General features: G+C 72.2%; 15 protein-coding genes. 11 read left to right on the top strand and 4 right to left on the bottom strand.

The features are described from left to right. Positions 1–43: 43 nt before the first annotated feature. Positions 44–982 carry an RNA polymerase sigma factor SigF gene (locus ACJ6WD_RS33460; RefSeq protein WP_233658111.1) on the bottom strand — a complete coding sequence of 313 codons (939 nt, stop codon included), beginning with the start codon at positions 980–982 and terminating at the stop codon, positions 44–46. Between the two features lie 272 nt (positions 983–1254). Between ACJ6WD_RS33460 and ACJ6WD_RS33455 the strand changes: the two genes are divergently transcribed. The 6 genes from ACJ6WD_RS33455 (at position 1255) to ACJ6WD_RS33430 (ending at position 7041) form a co-directional block, all read left to right on the top strand. Beyond that, on the top strand, positions 1255–1623 hold the full coding sequence (locus tag ACJ6WD_RS33455; protein WP_233658112.1) for an STAS domain-containing protein: 369 nt from the start codon (positions 1255–1257) through the stop codon (positions 1621–1623). Between the two features lie 171 nt (positions 1624–1794). Beyond that, complete coding sequence (locus tag ACJ6WD_RS33450; protein WP_016574221.1) at positions 1795–2283, top strand: ATP-binding protein; 489 nt, start codon at positions 1795–1797, stop codon at positions 2281–2283. A 247-nt stretch (positions 2284–2530) separates the two neighbouring features. After that, positions 2531–3262 carry an LPXTG cell wall anchor domain-containing protein gene (locus ACJ6WD_RS33445; protein WP_233658113.1) on the top strand — a complete coding sequence of 244 codons (732 nt, stop codon included), beginning with the start codon at positions 2531–2533 and terminating at the stop codon, positions 3260–3262. 19 nt (positions 3263–3281) lie between these two features. Further along, the gene (locus tag ACJ6WD_RS33440) at positions 3282–4358 is read left to right on the top strand and encodes a hypothetical protein (RefSeq protein WP_407617130.1); all 1077 of its coding nucleotides are present in this window, start codon (positions 3282–3284) and stop codon (positions 4356–4358) included. A gap of 164 nt (positions 4359–4522) precedes the next feature. After that, entirely contained in the window at positions 4523–5599 is a 1077-nt protein-coding gene (locus ACJ6WD_RS33435; RefSeq protein ID WP_407617147.1) for a hypothetical protein, read from the top strand. Continuing rightward, positions 5599–7041: a hypothetical protein gene (locus ACJ6WD_RS33430; RefSeq protein ID WP_233658115.1), complete on the top strand. Its 1443-nt coding sequence runs from the start codon at positions 5599–5601 to the stop codon at positions 7039–7041. Before ACJ6WD_RS33435 ends, ACJ6WD_RS33430 begins: the two co-directional genes overlap by 1 nt. Positions 7042–7154: 113 nt before the next feature. On the opposite strand, the gene ACJ6WD_RS33425 is transcribed toward ACJ6WD_RS33430, so the two are convergent. Continuing rightward, positions 7155–8681, bottom strand: coding sequence for a peptide MFS transporter (locus ACJ6WD_RS33425; protein ID WP_233658116.1), 1527 nt, complete (start codon positions 8679–8681; stop codon positions 7155–7157). 508 nt (positions 8682–9189) lie between these two features. On the opposite strand from ACJ6WD_RS33425, the gene ACJ6WD_RS33420 reads away from it, so the two are divergent. Further along, positions 9190–9870 (top strand): response regulator transcription factor, encoded by a 681-nt coding sequence (locus tag ACJ6WD_RS33420; RefSeq protein ID WP_016575659.1) that lies wholly within the window; start codon positions 9190–9192, stop codon positions 9868–9870. A 6-nt stretch (positions 9871–9876) separates the two neighbouring features. After that, positions 9877–11124, top strand: coding sequence for an ATP-binding protein (locus ACJ6WD_RS33415; protein ID WP_016575658.1), 1248 nt, complete (start codon positions 9877–9879; stop codon positions 11122–11124). A 24-nt stretch (positions 11125–11148) separates the two neighbouring features. Here ACJ6WD_RS33415 and ACJ6WD_RS33410 read toward each other — a convergent pair whose 3' ends face one another. Next, positions 11149–11658: a GtrA family protein gene (locus ACJ6WD_RS33410; protein ID WP_331248026.1), complete on the bottom strand. Its 510-nt coding sequence runs from the start codon at positions 11656–11658 to the stop codon at positions 11149–11151. A 154-nt stretch (positions 11659–11812) separates the two neighbouring features. Further along, on the bottom strand, positions 11813–12250 hold the full coding sequence (locus tag ACJ6WD_RS33405) for a protease inhibitor I42 family protein (RefSeq protein WP_407617129.1): 438 nt from the start codon (positions 12248–12250) through the stop codon (positions 11813–11815). A gap of 161 nt (positions 12251–12411) precedes the next feature. Between ACJ6WD_RS33405 and ACJ6WD_RS33400 the strand changes: the two genes are divergently transcribed. Genes ACJ6WD_RS33400 through ACJ6WD_RS33390 form a run of 3 tightly spaced genes read left to right on the top strand, consistent with a single transcriptional unit; the run spans position 12412 to position 15370 of the window. After that, on the top strand, positions 12412–13617 hold the full coding sequence (locus ACJ6WD_RS33400; RefSeq protein ID WP_407617128.1) for a 5-(carboxyamino)imidazole ribonucleotide synthase: 1206 nt from the start codon (positions 12412–12414) through the stop codon (positions 13615–13617). Then, on the top strand, positions 13614–14201 hold the full coding sequence (purE, locus tag ACJ6WD_RS33395) for a 5-(carboxyamino)imidazole ribonucleotide mutase (protein WP_016575654.1): 588 nt from the start codon (positions 13614–13616) through the stop codon (positions 14199–14201). The genes ACJ6WD_RS33400 and purE overlap by 4 nt, the downstream gene beginning before the upstream one ends. Further along, a complete protein-coding gene (locus ACJ6WD_RS33390) occupies positions 14198–15370 on the top strand; it encodes a dipeptidase (RefSeq protein ID WP_233658120.1) in 1173 nt (390 codons plus the stop codon). Before purE ends, ACJ6WD_RS33390 begins: the two co-directional genes overlap by 4 nt. The last annotated feature ends 128 nt before the right edge of the window (positions 15371–15498 follow it).

Here is a 15498-nt window from a genome sequence, read left to right as displayed (position 1 = left end):
CACGGGCGTCAGCCGGCCGTGGGGGCCGGCGCCGACCGCGGGGTCACTCCTCGACCATCAGGCCCTTGCGGAGCCGGACGAGGGTGCGGGAGAGCAGACGGGAGACGTGCATCTGCGAAATGCCCAGCTCGTCGCCGATCTCGGACTGCGTCATGTTGGCGACGAACCGCAGGGAGAGGATCTTCCGGTCCCGGGACGGGAGTTCGGCGATCAGCGGCTTCAACGACTCGACGTATTCGATGCCTTCGAGGCCGTGGTCCTCGTAACCGATCCGGTCCGCCAGCGCGCCTTCGCTGTCGTCCTCCTCGGGCTGGGCGTCCAGCGAGCTCGCGGTGTACGCGTTGCTCGCGGCCATCCCTTCGACGACCTCGTCCTTGGTGAGGCCGAGGCGTTCGGCGAGTTCGCCGACCGTGGGTGACCGGTCCAGCTTCTGCGCCAGTTCGTCGCCCGCCTTCGCCAGGTCCAGGCGGAGTTCCTGCAGACGTCGCGGAACCCGCACCGACCAGCTGGTGTCGCGGAAGAAACGCTTGATCTCGCCGACGATGGTCGGCATCGCGAACGTCGGGAATTCCACGCCGCGGCTGAGCTCGAAACGGTCGATGGCCTTGATCAGACCGATGGTGCCGACCTGGACGATGTCCTCCATCGGCTCACTGCGGGAACGGAACCGGGAGGCCGCGAACTTCACCAGGGCGAGGTTCAGCTCGACCAGGGTGTTGCGGACGTACGCGTATTCGTGCGTGCCTTCTTCCAGCGTTTCCAGCCGCTCGAAGAGAGTTTTCGACAGCGCCCTGGCATCCACCGGACCCACTTCGTCGAACGGTGGGATCTCGGGCAGGTCGTCGAGCTCGGGCACGCTCACCGGGTCGGTTGCCGCGGCATGCTTTTGGGAAGGAATGTGACCGGTCGCATCGGACCGGGGTGTCGACGAAGCGGTTCGCTGCTCGTCCTCGATACGCAATTCGTCGAGCCGGGGTGACATGTGTCTCCTCCATCGTTCTCGGCATATGGCTGCCGAAGCCTCTGCATGAAGCTGCGGTGTGCGGCGCCTCCAAAGCCGGCCGTTTCGAATGTGTCCTTCTACGCCTACCTGGCTTCGCCGGAAGAAGGCAAGTGCGTGTTGTCCGCAATCTTGCGCTATGCCCTTTCTGCGGCTACCGGTGAACGTCAGGAAGGCGTAGGGTTCGACCCGCGCAGTCATAAGCAATGTCGTCACCAAAACAGTCGTCTAGGCAGCAAGAGGGGTGCGCTCGGATGGACCGCGGGACGGTCGGCAGTGCAAGCCGTGGTCGGCTTCACGTCGAGATCCGCCATCACGGCGCCAGTGCGGTGGTGACGGTCGCCGGTGAGCTGGATCACCACACCGCGGATCTGTTGCGGGAATCACTGGAAGGCTGCATCGACGACGGTTATGCACGCCTCGTGGTGGACTGCTCACCCCTGGAATTCATGGACTCCACCGGGCTGAACGTCTTGCTCGGCGCCCGGCTGAAAGCCGAGGCCGCGGGCGGCGGCGTCCATCTGGCCGGGATGCAACCGGTGGTGGCCAGGGTCTTCGAGATCACCGGCGCGGAGGCGGTTTTCACGGTGCACGACTCGCTCGAAGCGGCCCTGGCCGACTGACCGGACGCGAAGCCCGGACGGCTCCGATCCGGGCGCGTAGTCGGCGTCACAACTTCCGTTCCCAAGAAGTGGGTGTTCTCACGGTCCGGTCGGGCAGGAGACACCTGAATCCGTTGAATCAGTCAGGTATCTGTTGTCCGTGAACAGGCGAATCGGTGAGGTGAAGCGCTGATGAGCACCACCCGGCCGTACCCGCCGGGCGATCTTGGCCCGGAGCCGGGCGGCGCCGGCGCTTCCGCTGCCGTCCCCACAGGTCAGATTCGTCGGCTGCGCCTGGCCGGCACCCGGGGCGCCGTGGCCCGGGCCCGCGACTTCGCCCGGGAGGCGCTGAACGACTGGGGCTGGCTGCCGGCCGCCACCGCCGATCAGCGGGCCGCGGCCGAGGACGTGCTGCTCGTCGTCTCCGAGCTGGTCACCAACGCCTGCCTGCACGCCGAGGGCCCCGAGGAGCTGCGGCTGCGCTGCGCCGCGAAGGTGCTCCGCCTGGAGGTCAGCGACCTGGGAGCGGGCTCCCCGGCGCCGCGCAGCCCGCACCGCCCCGGACGCCCGGGCGGCCACGGCATGTTCATCGTGCAGCGGCTGTGCCTGGACTGGGGCGTGGTGCGCAACGCCGACGGTGCCGGCAAGACCGTCTGGGCGGAGCTGGCCGCACCCTCCTGAAGGGGCGGCGGACGAGCGGAAGGCGAGCGCGGGCCCACCGGCCCGCGCTTCGTCGTGTCCGGGGCCGCCTCCGGCCCGGGGCGTGACCGGGGCGGACGCCCGTCCCGTGGACGGATCCGGTCGCCGCCGCGCATCGGGGCTGTGCTGTGCCTTCCCTCGACACCCTCCCGGGCGTACCTTGAGCGCCCAATCTGATGTGCCGTCAGTAACATCCGGCGGCGCGCACCCGGGAGAAGGGGAACTCAAGGTGGCCCGCTTCCACGCACAACACGGCAGGCGGCCGCGGCGGGCGGCCGGGCTGGCCGCGGCCGCGGTCACGGCGGCCGGATCCGCGGTGCTGTTCACCGCGCCCGTCGCACACGCCGAGGTCGTCGACGTCAACTACCAGTGCAAGACGCCGATCGGCAACAAGGGGGCGGTCTCGCCCATCGACATCAAGGGGACGCCCAGCGGCGGCTCGTACAAGCTCGTGATGTCGTTCCAGAAGGGCGTCTCCTCCAGCCCCGTCGAACTGGGCAAGGGGGCGATGAGCCCCAGCGCGGTGATCCAGTTGGGCGGCGCGGAGAGCGGCACGGTCGCGGTCAGCGGCCCGCCCAACGACCAGGCGATACCGGCCAACACACCCATCAAGATCAGTGACTTGAGCGGCACGTACACCCCCAAGGCCAGCGGGAAGGTCACCTTCACGGCCTCCACGCTCACCATCAAGGCGCTGGGCACCACCACCACCTGCACGCCGAGCAACCACCCCAAGCCGGCACTGACCCTGGACGTGAAGGGCAGCGGCGGTACGGGCGGCAGTGGTGGTTCCGGTGGTAGCGGGGGCTCCGCGGCGGCGGGCGGATCGACCGGCGGCGGCCAACTGCCGCAGACCGGACCGGCGGACTCCGCGATCGCCCTGGGCACCCTCGGCGGCACCGTGCTGCTGGCCGGCGCGGCCGGCGCGCTCTGGCTGACCCGCCGTCACCAACGGGCCTGACCTCCACCGGGAGCCGCCGATGCCGTTCCGACTCCGCACCGCGGCCGCCGGCGCCGTCCTCGCGGCCGCCGTCGTCCTGCCGTGCCCCGCGGTGGCCGCGGCCCGTCCGCCCGCCGCGGCGGCCGGGCCGTCCACCACCGCCGCACCCGGCTGGTCCGCGGCGCCGACCGGCACCGCCCGCACGTCCTTCTACCTGGAGGGGCCGGCGGGCAGCGCGCTCACCGACCGGCTGGCCGTGCGCAACCCGTCCGACCGGCCGCTGACCGTACGGCTGGCCGGCGACGGCGAGGGGGGCGACGGTCAACGTGCCGGGGCGTGGCTCGCGTTCGGCGCGGCGCAGGTGACGGTTCCGCCGCGGACGCAGGCGAGCGTGCCGTTCACGGCGGCCGTGCCGCGCACCGCCGCCCCCGGCAGCCACCCGGCCGCGCTCACCGTCACCGGTCCCGGCGCCCGGATCCGGATACCCGTCCGGCTGCGGGTGACCGGGCCGACGCTGTCCGCGCTCACCGTCGAACACGTCTCGGTGACCCGGCAGGGGAGCGCAGCGGTGATCCGGTACACCCTGGTCAACCGCGGGAACACCGCGCTCCGGCCACAGGTGGCGGTCCGCGCCGACGGCCTCTTCGGCACGCTGCTGCGCCGGCCCGCCCGCCCGCTGCCGGACGTCCTGCCGCCCGGCGCCCGCACCGCCCGGACCGAGACCTGGTCCGATCCGCCCGCCCTGGACGCGGTCCACGTCACGCTCACCGCGACCGCGGCGGGCGGGGCGCAGGACACCGGCACCGCCGCATACACCGCCGTCCCCTGGGGGACGGGTGCCGCGGCGGCGCTCCTCCTGGCGGCCGGCGGGGGCGCCTGGGCGGTCCGTCGGCGCCGCGGGCGCAGCGGGCGGGCGGCGCCGACCGGCGACGGCGGGGCCGGTCCCGGACCCGACGACGGGGGCGGGCCCCCGCCCCACCGGCCCGGTGCCCGGGTGACCGCCGGCACCCGACCGGCGAACGGCACCGGGACGCGCGGGGCGGCCGCAACGACCACGACGGGCACGACGAGCTCCACCACGACGGTCGCGAAGACGGGATCAGGGGTGCGCGGGTGAACGGCGAGAACGGCGAGAACGGCGAGAGCGGTGAGAGCGGTGAGAGCGGCGAGCACGCCGGCAACGGACGGGGCGGCGGGGTCGGCGCGGGCCTCGGGCCGGGCGCGCGAACGAGCGGAAGACGAGCCTCCGGGCGCCTCGGACGACGGTGCCGGCCGCCCGCCCTGCTCGCCGCCCTCGTCCTGGCCGTGCTCCCGGCCCTGCTGCCCGGCCTGCCGGCCCCCGCCGCGCACGCCGCCGCGGCCGGCGATCCGCCCTCCGCCGCGGTCTCCCCGAAGGAGGCGGGCGCCGGCGGCGACGTCACCGTCACCGGGCGGGGCTGGCGCCCGCACACCCTGCTGATGCTGCTGATCTGCGGCCAGAACATGATCGGCGGCACCAACGCGTGCGCCAACGCCGACGGGCGGACCGTCACCACCGACGACCGGGGCGCGTTCAGCAAGGCCCTGCCGGTCGCCGAACCGCCCAAACCCTGCCCCTGCGTCGTGCACGTGGCGACCGCGACCGGCCCGGCGGACGCCGCGGACGCCGCGTTCAAGGTCGCCGGCCACCCCGTCGCCCCGCTGCCGCAGGACGTGAGCGCCGGCCGGCTGGCCGTCCTCGCGCAGCCCCGGCTGACCGGCAGCAGCGGACTCCTCACCTGGTTCGGCGCCCCGCCGCAGCGCGAACTGACCGTCACCGTCGGCAACTTGGGCTCGATGCCGGCCAAGGACCCGGTCTTCCAGGTCGGCACCTCGCACGGCGTCTTCGCGCCCCAGTGGGAGGACCAGCAGTGGCGCGGGACCGTCCCCGCCGGGCAGAAGACCGAGGTCAGGCTCCCGGTGGAGCTGGCCGCCGGCGCGCACGGGGACTACCTGGTCTCCCTCAAGTACGGCGGCAAGGTGCTGGTCGAACAGCCGTGGGAGGTAGGCCGGCCGTGGGGCGTGACGCTCTTCTGGCTGCTGCTGTGCCTGGTCGTCCCCACGGCGGTGTTCCGGATCGGGATGGCGGTCGTCGACCGCGTCCGCCCGCCCCGACCGGGCACCACCGTCCGCCCCCGCAGGGCGACGCACCGCCCGCACCCGCGGCGCACCGGCACGGGCCGGCAACAGGCCCGGCCGCGGAGCCGACACCAGGAACGACCCGGCACGGGCCCCGGCACCGCACCACCGGCCGGCACCGCCGCCCTGCCGTGGTTCACCCAGGACACCGCACCGTCCACCACATCAACCGAAGGACCCCCGTCGAAAGGTTCCCCGTGATGACGTTGATGAGGCCGACCGGGCCGCCGAGGCCGACCGGACGGCGCAGGAGAGCGACCCTGGCCGCGACGGCCGCACTGGTGCTCGCGGGGGCGGGCGTGGTCGCCGCCGCCGGGACCGCGCAGGCGGCCGACGTGGCGTACAAGACCGAGTGCCAGCCGCCGCCGATCTCGGGCCTGCCGCCCGTGGAGGGCACCACCAAGGTCGAGGTCACCGCGCCGGCGACCGCCAAGGTCGGCGACGCGATCGAGGTGGTCTGGACGACGGTCCAGGCCGCGTCGCAGAACCCCGGCATCCTCGACCTGGGCAAGGACACCGTCCAGCCGTCCGGCACGATCAAGGTCGCCGGGGCGCAGACCGGGGACCTGGCCGTGCAGGGCCCCCGGCAGAACCCGCCGATCCCGAAGAACAGCCCGATGAAGCTGTCCGTCATGAAGGGCACGCTGAAGCTCACCGCGCCGGGAGAGGTCACGCTGACGCCCGGCGCCTACACCATCAACGTCAACAAGCCGATCTCCACGGACACCAAGTGCACGCCCAAGGAGGCGGTGCAGCCGGCGGTCACCCTCAAGGTGACGGACGGCGGCGGTTCCTCCGGCGGCACCACGGGCAGCGGGGGGACGGGCAGCAGCGGCGGCAGCACGGCCGGCGGAACGAGCTCCGGCACCACCGGCTCCGGCGGCGCGACCACCGGCGGCAGCACCGGTTCCACCGGCGGCTCCACCGGCTCCTCCGGCGGCTCCGGCACCAGCGGCGGCCCGGGGGGCTCGGGCGGCGACCCCGACGGCACCGCGTACAAGGGCAAGCAGGTACAGGTCCCCTACGCCTGCAAGACGCCCATCGGCGACAAGAAGGCCACCTCGCCGGTCCAGATCGACGGCGTCAAGAAGGGCGGTGGCTACGACCTGACGGTGCACTTCGCCAAGTCCGTCATGGACAGCCCCGCCGACATCCCCAAGGGGTCGGTCAAACCGTCGATGGACGTGAAGGTGGGCGGCGCCGACAAGGGCTCCGTGAAGGTCGAGGGGCCCACCAACGCCCAGCCCATCAAGTCCGGCCAACCCATCGAGATACCCGACCTCAAGGGCACCTACAAGCCCGGTGCGAGCGGCAAGGCCACGCTCACCCCGGGCGTCCTCACCGTCAACGCCCTCGGCACCACCACCACCTGCACCCCGGAGAAGGACCCCGGGGCCTCGCTCGTGCTCGACACCGCGGCCCAGCCCGGCGGCACCTCGGGCGGCTCCACCGGCGGGACGTCCAGCGGCGGCGGCACGGCCGGGACGGGCAGTGCGTCCGGCGGCAGCGGCAGCGCCGGCGGCCTCGCCCAGACCGGCGCGGACGACCACGGCGCGCTGACCGCCCTCGGCGTGCTCGCCGGCACCGTGCTCCTGCTCGGCGCCGCGGTCTTCACCTTCGCCCCGCGGCGACTGCGCCGCTGACGGCCCTTCGCCGCTCACGGTGAAGCCCGCTCAGGGCGAAGCCCGCTCAGGGAAAAGGGGAAGGGCCCGGCACGCACCAGCGCGCCGGGCCCTTGCCCACTACCGGGAACCGATCAGTGCACGTCGCCCATGAGCGGCGTGATCTTCTTGCGGTACATGAAGACCGCGACACCGGCCAGGACGGCGAGTGCGGCCTCGGTGACCAGCACGCCCACCCCGCTGAGGTCCGCGCCCGCGATGGACACCAGGGAGATGACGCTGTCACCGGCGGTGACGGCGAGGAACCAGACGCCCATCATCTGGCTGGCGTACTTCTGCGGCGCCAGCTTGGTGGTCACCGACAGGCCGACCGGGGACAGGCACAGCTCGCCCATCGTCTGCAGGCCGTAGACCGTGATCAGCCACATCGGGCTGACCTTGGTGCCGTCGGACGACATCGCGATCGGCAGCAGGAAGAAGACGTACGAGGCGCCGATCAGCACCATCGCCATGGCGAACTTCACCGGGGTGCTGGGCTCGCGGTTGCGGCGGGCCAGCGCCATCCACGCCGAGGCGAAGACCGGGGCCAGGGCCAGCACCCACACCGGGTTGACCGACTGCATCCACGAGGACGGGAAGCCCAGGCCGAAGACGGTCTCCGCGGTGTTCTTCTCGGCGAAGACGCTCAGCGTCGAACCGGCCTGGTCGAAGATCATCCAGAAGACCGCGGCGGCGAAGAAGAACCACAGGTAGCCACTGACCTTGGCCTGCTCGGTGCTGCTCAGGTCCTTGTCCCGCTTGATGCGCAGCAGCACGAAGCAGGGGACGCAGATGCCGATGACGGCCAGCGGGACCAGGGCCCAGTTGAGCGTGAAGTGGCCGGTGCCGACGACGATGCCGTAGAAGACCGCGGCGACGACGGCCCAGATCAGGCCCTTGCGCAGCCAGCTGTTGCGCTCCGCGGCGGCCAGCGGGGTCGGCACCTGGCTGCTCTGCGGGTTGAGGTTCCGGGTGCCGATCAGGAACTGGATCAGACCCAGCGCCATGCCGAGCGCCGCGGTGGCGAAGCCCAGGTGCCAGTTGATGCCCTGGCCGATGCCGCCGACGATGATCGGGGCGGCCATGGACCCGAGGTTGATGCTCATGTAGAAGACGGTGAAACCGCCGTCCCGGCGCGGGTCCTGCGGGCCGTCGTAGAGGTGGCCCACCATCGTGGAGATGTTGGACTTCAGCAGACCGGAGCCGCACGCCACCATCGCCAGGCCGACGAAGAAGGTCTGGCCCGGGATCGCCAGCACGATGTGGCCCGCGATGACCACGCACGAGCCGACGATCACCGTCTTGCGGGGGCCCCAGACGCGGTCGCCGAACCAACCGCCGGGCATGGCGAGCAGGTAGACCAGGGCCATGTAGACGGCGTAGATCGCCGTCGCGGAGGCGGCCGTCATGGCCAGTCCGCCGCCCTGGGAGCCCACCTTGGCGTCCGAACCGCCGGAGATCAGGTACAGGACGAGCAGGGCACGCATGCCGTAGAAGCTGAAGCGCTCCCACATCTCGGTCATGAAGAGAGTGGCCAGGCCGCGGGGGTGGCCGAAGAAGGTCTTGCCGCCGTTGACAGGGGTTCCCTGCTGGGCCGCGTCCTTCGTCAGGCTGGACGCCATGGTGGTTCCTTGCTGCTCGGGACGCGTCCGAGGGGTTCGGTATGCGCCCGGGTGGGGGATGACCGGCACCGGCGCCGCCCTGCCCGCCCTCACGTCCGGGAGGTTCGACCCACAGGAGGGGGCCGGCGGAAGGCCGAACACCGGGATCCACGCCCCCGTGCCGCAACAATGCGGCCGGCGGACCCGGTCGACAGGTCTTTCACTGTGTAAGGGACTGGGGATGCCAGTCCCGCACACAACAAGGACCGATGACGTCAGTTCTGCGCCACGGGTCCTGGGGTTGTGCGTTGAACGTTCCGGACACCATACGTCCGCTCACCGGCCGGTTGGGAGTGGTGAGAGAACGCTCACACTGGCGTGGGGAACCGTCCGCAACCGCCTGTACGACCGCGCCCGCACCCGTGCGCCCGCGGTCCGAGACGTGCGAGCGGGCGCGGAAACCGGCCCGCTGTCGCCCATCCGTGCTGGTCCGCCCCTGCCTGTCGATACATCGGACTACCATCGGCCCATGACCCGTGTACTGCTCGCCGAGGATGACGCGTCCATCTCGGAGCCGCTCGCCCGCGCCCTGCGCCGCGAGGGTTACGACGTCGAGGTGCGTGAGGACGGCCCGACGGCCCTCGACGCCGGTCTCCAGGGCAACATCGACCTCGTGGTCCTGGATCTGGGGCTGCCCGGCATGGACGGTCTCGAGGTCTGTCGCCGGCTGCGCAACGAAGGCCATTCCTTCCCCATCCTGGTGCTGACCGCCCGCGCCGACGAGGTGGACACCGTCGTCGGGCTGGACGCCGGCGCCGACGACTACGTCACCAAGCCCTTCCGGCTCGCCGAGCTGCTCGCCCGGGTCCGGGCCCTGCTGCGGCGCGGCTCCACCGCCGAGCCCCAGCAGCCGCCGGCCACCCACGGCGTGCGGATCGACGTCGAGTCGCACCGCGCCTGGATGGGCGACGAGGAACTCCAGCTCACGGCGAAGGAGTTCGACCTGCTGCGGGTCCTGGTGCGGGACGCCGGCCGGGTCGTCACCCGCGACCAGCTCATGCGCGAGGTCTGGGACACCACCTGGTGGTCGTCCACCAAGACGCTGGACATGCACATCTCCTGGCTCCGCAAGAAGCTCGGGGACGACGCCGCCAACCCCCGGTACATCGCCACCGTCCGCGGGGTCGGCTTCCGCTTCGAGAAGAGCTAGGGGCCCGTGCGCCGCCGACTGATCAACTCCACGCTCGCCGTGGTGCTCGTCGTCATCGCCGTCTTCGGCGTCTCCCTGGTGATCGTCGAGACCCGCACCATCCAGTCCGGCGCACAGGAGAGCGTGGCCTCCGAGGCGGTCCGCCTGGTCGGGATAGTGGAGAGCCGACTGGGCAGCGGCGAGAAGATCACCCCGCAGATCCTCTCGGAGCAGATCACCGCCCACCGCTACGCCGAGATCACGGTCCCCGGCAAGCCGAGGATCGAGATCGGGCAGCGGCCGGTCGGCGACGTGATCGAGTCGGAGGTGCGCGGCGACCGCGGCGAATCGGTCCGGGTCCAGGAGTCCCGCTCCACGGTCAGCGCGGAGATCGGCCGGACCCTGCTGGTGATCCTGGCCGTCGCGCTGCTGGCGATCCTGGCGGCCGTGGTGCTCGCCGTCCGGCAGGCCCGCCGGCTCACCGCACCCCTCACCGACCTCGCCGAGACCGCCGAGCGGCTCGGCTCCGGCGACCCCCGGCCCCGCCACCGCCGTTACGGCGTCCAGGAGCTGGACCGGGTCGCCGACGTGCTGGACGCCAGCGCCGAGCGGATCGCCCGGATGCTCACCGCCGAGCGGCGGCTCGCCGCCGACGCCTCGCACCAGCTGCGCACCCCGCTGACCGCGCTGTCCATGCGGCTGGAGGAGATCACCCTCACCGACGACCCGGACACCGTCAAGGAAGAGGCCACCATCGCGCTGGCCCAGGTGGAGCGCCTGACGGACGTGGTGCAGCGGCTGCTGACCAACTCCCGGGACCCGCGCTCCGGCTCGGCGGTCGCCTTCGACCTCGACGAGGTGGTCAAGCAGCAGATCGAGGAGTGGCGCCCGGCCTACCGCAGTGCCGGACGGGCCATCGTCCGCTCCGGCAAGAAGAGCCTGCGGGCCGTCGGCACCCCCGGTGCGGTCGCCCAGGTGCTCGCCACCCTGATCGAGAACTCCCTGATGCACGGCGACGGCACGGTCGCCCTGCGTACCCGCGTCACCGGCAACCAGGCGGTCGTGGAGGTCACCGACGCCGGTCCCGGCGTCCCGCCGGACCTCGGCTCGCGGGTCTTCGAACGGACCGTCTCCGGCCGCAACTCCACCGGCCTGGGGCTCGCCGTCGCCCGTGACCTGGCCGAGGCGGACGGTGGCCGCCTGGAGCTGCTCCAGCAACACCCGCCGGTCTTCGCCCTCTTCCTGGCCCGGGAGGGCGAGCCCACCGAGGAGTGAGCCCCACCGGGCGGCGGGCGGGGCCTACTTCCGGGTGGTGCCGCTCGGCAGCCGGGAGCCGTCCGCCAGGAACGACTCGGCGGTCTGCACCGCCTCCCGGGCGGGCAGCGCCCGGAAGACCCAGGTGCGGTACGACCAGAAGCGGAAGAGCGTGGCGATCCCGATGCCGAGGAACTTGAAGACGTTGCTCTGCAGCGAGCTGTCCCAGCCGAAGCCGTAGGTCGCGGCGTAGAGGATGCCGTTCTCGATGACCAGCCCGACCACGCTGAAGAGCAGGAACAGCGTCAGCTCGCGGGTCCGGCCGCGCTTGTCGCGGTCCCGGTAGGCGAAGTAGCGGTAGCCGACGTAGTTGGTGGCCGTGGCCACCACCGTCGCCACGATGCTCGCCCGGACGACCGGCAGCTCGGTCAGGTGCCGGACGAGGTTGAAGACCGCGAAGTTCACCACGACGCCGGCCCCGCCGACGGCACCGAACTTCACGACTTCCCGGGTGAACGCCTCCAACCGCGACCGCAGCGCGCTCCGTTCACTCATGGTGATCGTTCAGCTCCCCGTCGTGGGCGGTAGGCGGGCCGGCGACCCGGTAGGCACCCTCATGCTAACCACGGCTCCTGTGCGGCGGTGCGCGGGCGGTCCGTCCCGCGACGGGGCGCATGAATGCGGTCACGGCGGGTGGGGCGCGGACCCCTCAGTCGACCGTGATCCGGAAGTTGAGGGCGCGCGCCCCGGGCTCGTCCGCCGCCCCGGTCGCGCACCGTCGGCACCGCAGCAACCGCAGGTCGGTGCGGCCCGGGTGGACGGCCTCGAAGTCCAGTGCGCGCGAGCCGCGGCCCGGGGACGGCTGCCCACCGGCCGCCGCCGGTGCGGCCTCCTCGCCGGTGGCCCGCAGAACGGCCGGATCCGGTCGCGGGGCGGCGACGATCCAGCGCCGGCCGTCCGCGGGGTCGTCGGGCACCTCGATGGTGAAGCGGTCGCCGGCGGAGACCTCGATCTCGGTGTCGCCGGGGCCGTACACCTCCGGCCCGGACAGTTCGCTGACCACCGTGTAGACGGCGATCAGCAGCGCGGCGACCGCGATGACGGTCACCAGCGCCCGGGAACTCCTCGTTATGTCGCCGCTCTCCATGCGGCCTCCCCCCATCACCGGGCCGGGGCGGAACCGCCCCGCCGCCGGTCCGGAACCTCACCGCGGTGGTCGATCTTCCCGATCGCCCTCGAACGCCTGCCCTCGGACGATCCTCCAACTCCGGGTCGGGTGCACGACTGTCGGGCGGCTACCCTGGGGGCGTGACGTTCCCGGTAGTCGGCATGGTCGGCGGCGGTCAGCTCGCCCGTATGACCCACGAGGCGGGTATCCCCCTCGGCATCAAGTTCAAGCTCCTCAGTGACACCCCGCAGGACTCGGCGGCGCAGGTGGTCAGCGAAGTCGTCATCGGCGACTACCGCGATCTGGACACCCTGCGCGCCTTCGCCCGCGGGTGCGACGTGATCACCTTTGATCACGAGCACGTCCCCACCGCGCACTTGCGGGCGTTGGAGGCCGAGGGCATTCCCGTCCGGCCCGGCCCGGACGCGTTGGTGCACGCCCAGGACAAGGGCGTGATGCGGGCCAAACTGGACGCCATCGGGGCGCCCTGCCCGCGCCACCGCATCGTGTCCGACCCGGCCGACGCGGCGCGCTTCGCGGCCGAGATCGGCGGAAGCGGCGCGGAGCACCTCGCCGAAGGCGAGTGGCCGGGCGGCGACTCGGGCGGCTTCCCGGTGGTCCTGAAGACCGTCCGCGGCGGCTACGACGGCAAGGGCGTATGGGTCGTACGATCCTCCAACGAGGCGGCGGAACCCTTCCTCGCCGGCGTGCCCGTCCTGGCGGAGGAGAAGGTCCCCTTCGTCCGCGAACTCGCCGCCAACGTGGTCCGCTCCCCGCACGGCCAGGCCGTCGCCTACCCGGTCGTGGAGTCCGTCCAGGTCGACGGCGTCTGCGACACCGTGATCGCGCCGGCCCCCGACCTCTCCGACGATCTCTCCGCCCGCGCCCAGCAGCTCGCCCTGCGCATCGCCGACGAACTCGGCGTCGTCGGGCACCTCGCGGTCGAGCTGTTCGAGGTCCGGGACGCCGACGGCACGCCCGCCGTCCTCGTCAACGAGCTGGCCATGCGCCCGCACAACTCCGGTCACTGGACCCAGGACGGCGCGATCACCTCGCAGTTCGCCAATCACGTCCGGGCCGTCCTCGACCTCCCGCTCGGCGACCCCCGCCCGCGCGCCCGTTGGACGGTGATGGCCAACGTGCTCGGCGGTGACTACCCGGACATGTATGCGGCCTACCTCCATTGCATGGCCCGTGATCCGCAGTTGAAGATTCACATGTACGGCAAGGACGTGAAGCCGGGCCGCAAGGTCGGGCACGTCAACACCTACGGCGACGACCTGGCGGACGTGCGTGAGCGCGCCGCGCACGCCGCCGGCTACCTGCGAGGAACGATCACGGAATGACAGCCCGCCCGGCGCCCGACCGCCACCCCTCGACGAGCGCTGACGCGCGCCCCTCCGACGCCCCCGTCGTCGGCATCGTCATGGGCTCCGACTCCGACTGGCCCGTCATGGAAGCCGCCGCCCAGGCCCTGGAAGAGTTCGAGATCCGCTACGAGGTCGACGTGGTCTCGGCCCACCGCATGCCGCACGAGATGGTCGCGTACGGCGAGCAGGCGGCCGGCCGCGGCCTCAAGACGATCATCGCCGGCGCCGGGGGAGCCGCCCACCTGCCCGGCATGCTCGCCTCCGTCACCCCCCTGCCGGTCATCGGCGTCCCCGTCCCGCTGAAGTACCTCGACGGCATGGACTCCCTGCTCTCCATCGTCCAGATGCCGGCCGGCGTCCCGGTCGCCACCGTCTCGGTCGGCGGCGCCCGCAACGCCGGACTGCTCGCCGCCCGGATGCTCGCCGCGCACGACCCCGAACTCCTCGCCCGCATGCGGGAGTTCCAGCAGGAACTGAACGAGCAGGCCACCGAGAAGGGCCGGCGGCTGCGCAACAAGGTCGCCGGATCCGCCGGGTTCGGCTTCGGGAGCGGCAAGTGACGGCCGCCCAGGAAGCGGCGCGGGAACTCCTCGCCGACTGGCCCGTCGTCGACGGCCACAACGACCTCCCCTGGGCCCTGCGCGAACAGGTCCGCTACGACCTCGACCAGCGCGACGTCGCCACCGACCAGAGCGCCAACCTGCACACCGACATCCCCCGGCTGCGGGCCGGCGGGGTCGGCGCACAGTTCTGGTCGGTGTACGTACGCTCCGACTACGCCGGCGACCACGCCGTCAGCGCCACCCTGGAGCAGATCGACGTCGTACACCAGCTGACCACCCGTTACGCAGCCGACCTACGACTGGCAACCACCGCCGACGACATGGAGGCCGCCCGCACCGAGGGCCGGATCGCCTCCCTCATGGGTGCCGAGGGCGGCCACTCGATCAACAACTCGCTGGCCACGCTGCGCGCCTTCCACGCCCTGGGCGTCCGCTACATGACGCTCACCCACAACGACAACAACGACTGGGCGGACTCGGCGACCGACACCCCGCGCCACCACGGCCTGTCGGCCTTCGGCGAAGAGGTCGTCCGCGAGATGAACCGCTGCGGGATGCTCGTCGACCTCTCGCACGTCTCGCCCGACACCATGCGCGACGCGCTCCGGGTCAGCACCGCGCCGGTGATCTTCTCGCACTCCTCCGCCCGCGCGGTCTGCGACCACCCGCGCAACATCCCCGACGACGTCCTGGCCCAACTGCCCGCCAACGGCGGCGTCGCGATGGCCACCTTCGTCCCCAAGTTCGTGCTGCCCGCGGCCGTCGAATGGACGCTGCGCGCCGACGAGAACATGCGCGCCCACGGCCTGCACCACCTCGACACCACCGCACAGGGCATGGCCGTCCAACGCGCCTTCGAAGCCGCCAACCCGCGCCCCACGGCCACCGCGGCCACCGTCGCCGACCACCTCGACCACATGCGCCAGGTCGCCGGCATCGACCACATCGGCATCGGCGGCGACTTCGACGGCACCGCCTTCACCCCCGCCGACCTGGCCGACGTCGCGGGCTACCCGAACCTCATCGCCGAACTCCTCGACCGCACCTGGTCGCCCACCGACATCGCCAAACTGACCTGGCAGAACGCCGTCCGCGTGCTCCGCGACGCGGAATCAACGGCCCGCACGGAACAGGCGTTGCGGGGGCCCTCGAACGTTGCGCCCTGACGGGCGGTTCTCTTCCCACGTTTTTGGCTGTCCCGCCGTGGGGGTTGCTGTTTTGCGCCTGCGGCGCGGGCGTTGTCCGCTGCGCGGGGCTGTTGGGTGCGGTGACGGGCCTGCGGGGGTGGTGTGCA

Origin of the sequence: Streptomyces sp. VTCC 41912, from assembly GCF_045799175.1 — a bacterium.
In the GTDB taxonomy this organism is placed as follows: Bacteria; Actinomycetota; Actinomycetes; order Streptomycetales; family Streptomycetaceae; genus Streptomyces; species Streptomyces albulus_C.
Note: the sequence above shows the minus strand (reverse complement) of the source record. Positions and strands in the feature narration are given on the sequence as shown.

Coding starts and splice junctions, on each gene's coding strand:
- ACJ6WD_RS33405 (WP_407617129.1), bottom strand. CDS start 12,250: ATGGAGAGCGGCGACATAACGAGGAGTTCCCGGGCGCTGGTGACCGTC.
- ACJ6WD_RS33430 (WP_233658115.1), top strand. CDS start 5,599: ATGACGTTGATGAGGCCGACCGGGCCGCCGAGGCCGACCGGACGGCGC.
- ACJ6WD_RS33460 (WP_233658111.1), bottom strand. CDS start 982: ATGTCACCCCGGCTCGACGAATTGCGTATCGAGGACGAGCAGCGAACC.
- ACJ6WD_RS33420 (WP_016575659.1), top strand. CDS start 9,190: ATGACCCGTGTACTGCTCGCCGAGGATGACGCGTCCATCTCGGAGCCG.
- ACJ6WD_RS33425 (WP_233658116.1), bottom strand. CDS start 8,681: ATGGCGTCCAGCCTGACGAAGGACGCGGCCCAGCAGGGAACCCCTGTC.
- ACJ6WD_RS33410 (WP_331248026.1), bottom strand. CDS start 11,658: ATGAGTGAACGGAGCGCGCTGCGGTCGCGGTTGGAGGCGTTCACCCGG.
- ACJ6WD_RS33450 (WP_016574221.1), top strand. CDS start 1,795: ATGAGCACCACCCGGCCGTACCCGCCGGGCGATCTTGGCCCGGAGCCG.
- ACJ6WD_RS33440 (WP_407617130.1), top strand. CDS start 3,282: ATGCCGTTCCGACTCCGCACCGCGGCCGCCGGCGCCGTCCTCGCGGCC.
- ACJ6WD_RS33455 (WP_233658112.1), top strand. CDS start 1,255: ATGGACCGCGGGACGGTCGGCAGTGCAAGCCGTGGTCGGCTTCACGTC.
- purE (WP_016575654.1), top strand. CDS start 13,614: ATGACAGCCCGCCCGGCGCCCGACCGCCACCCCTCGACGAGCGCTGAC.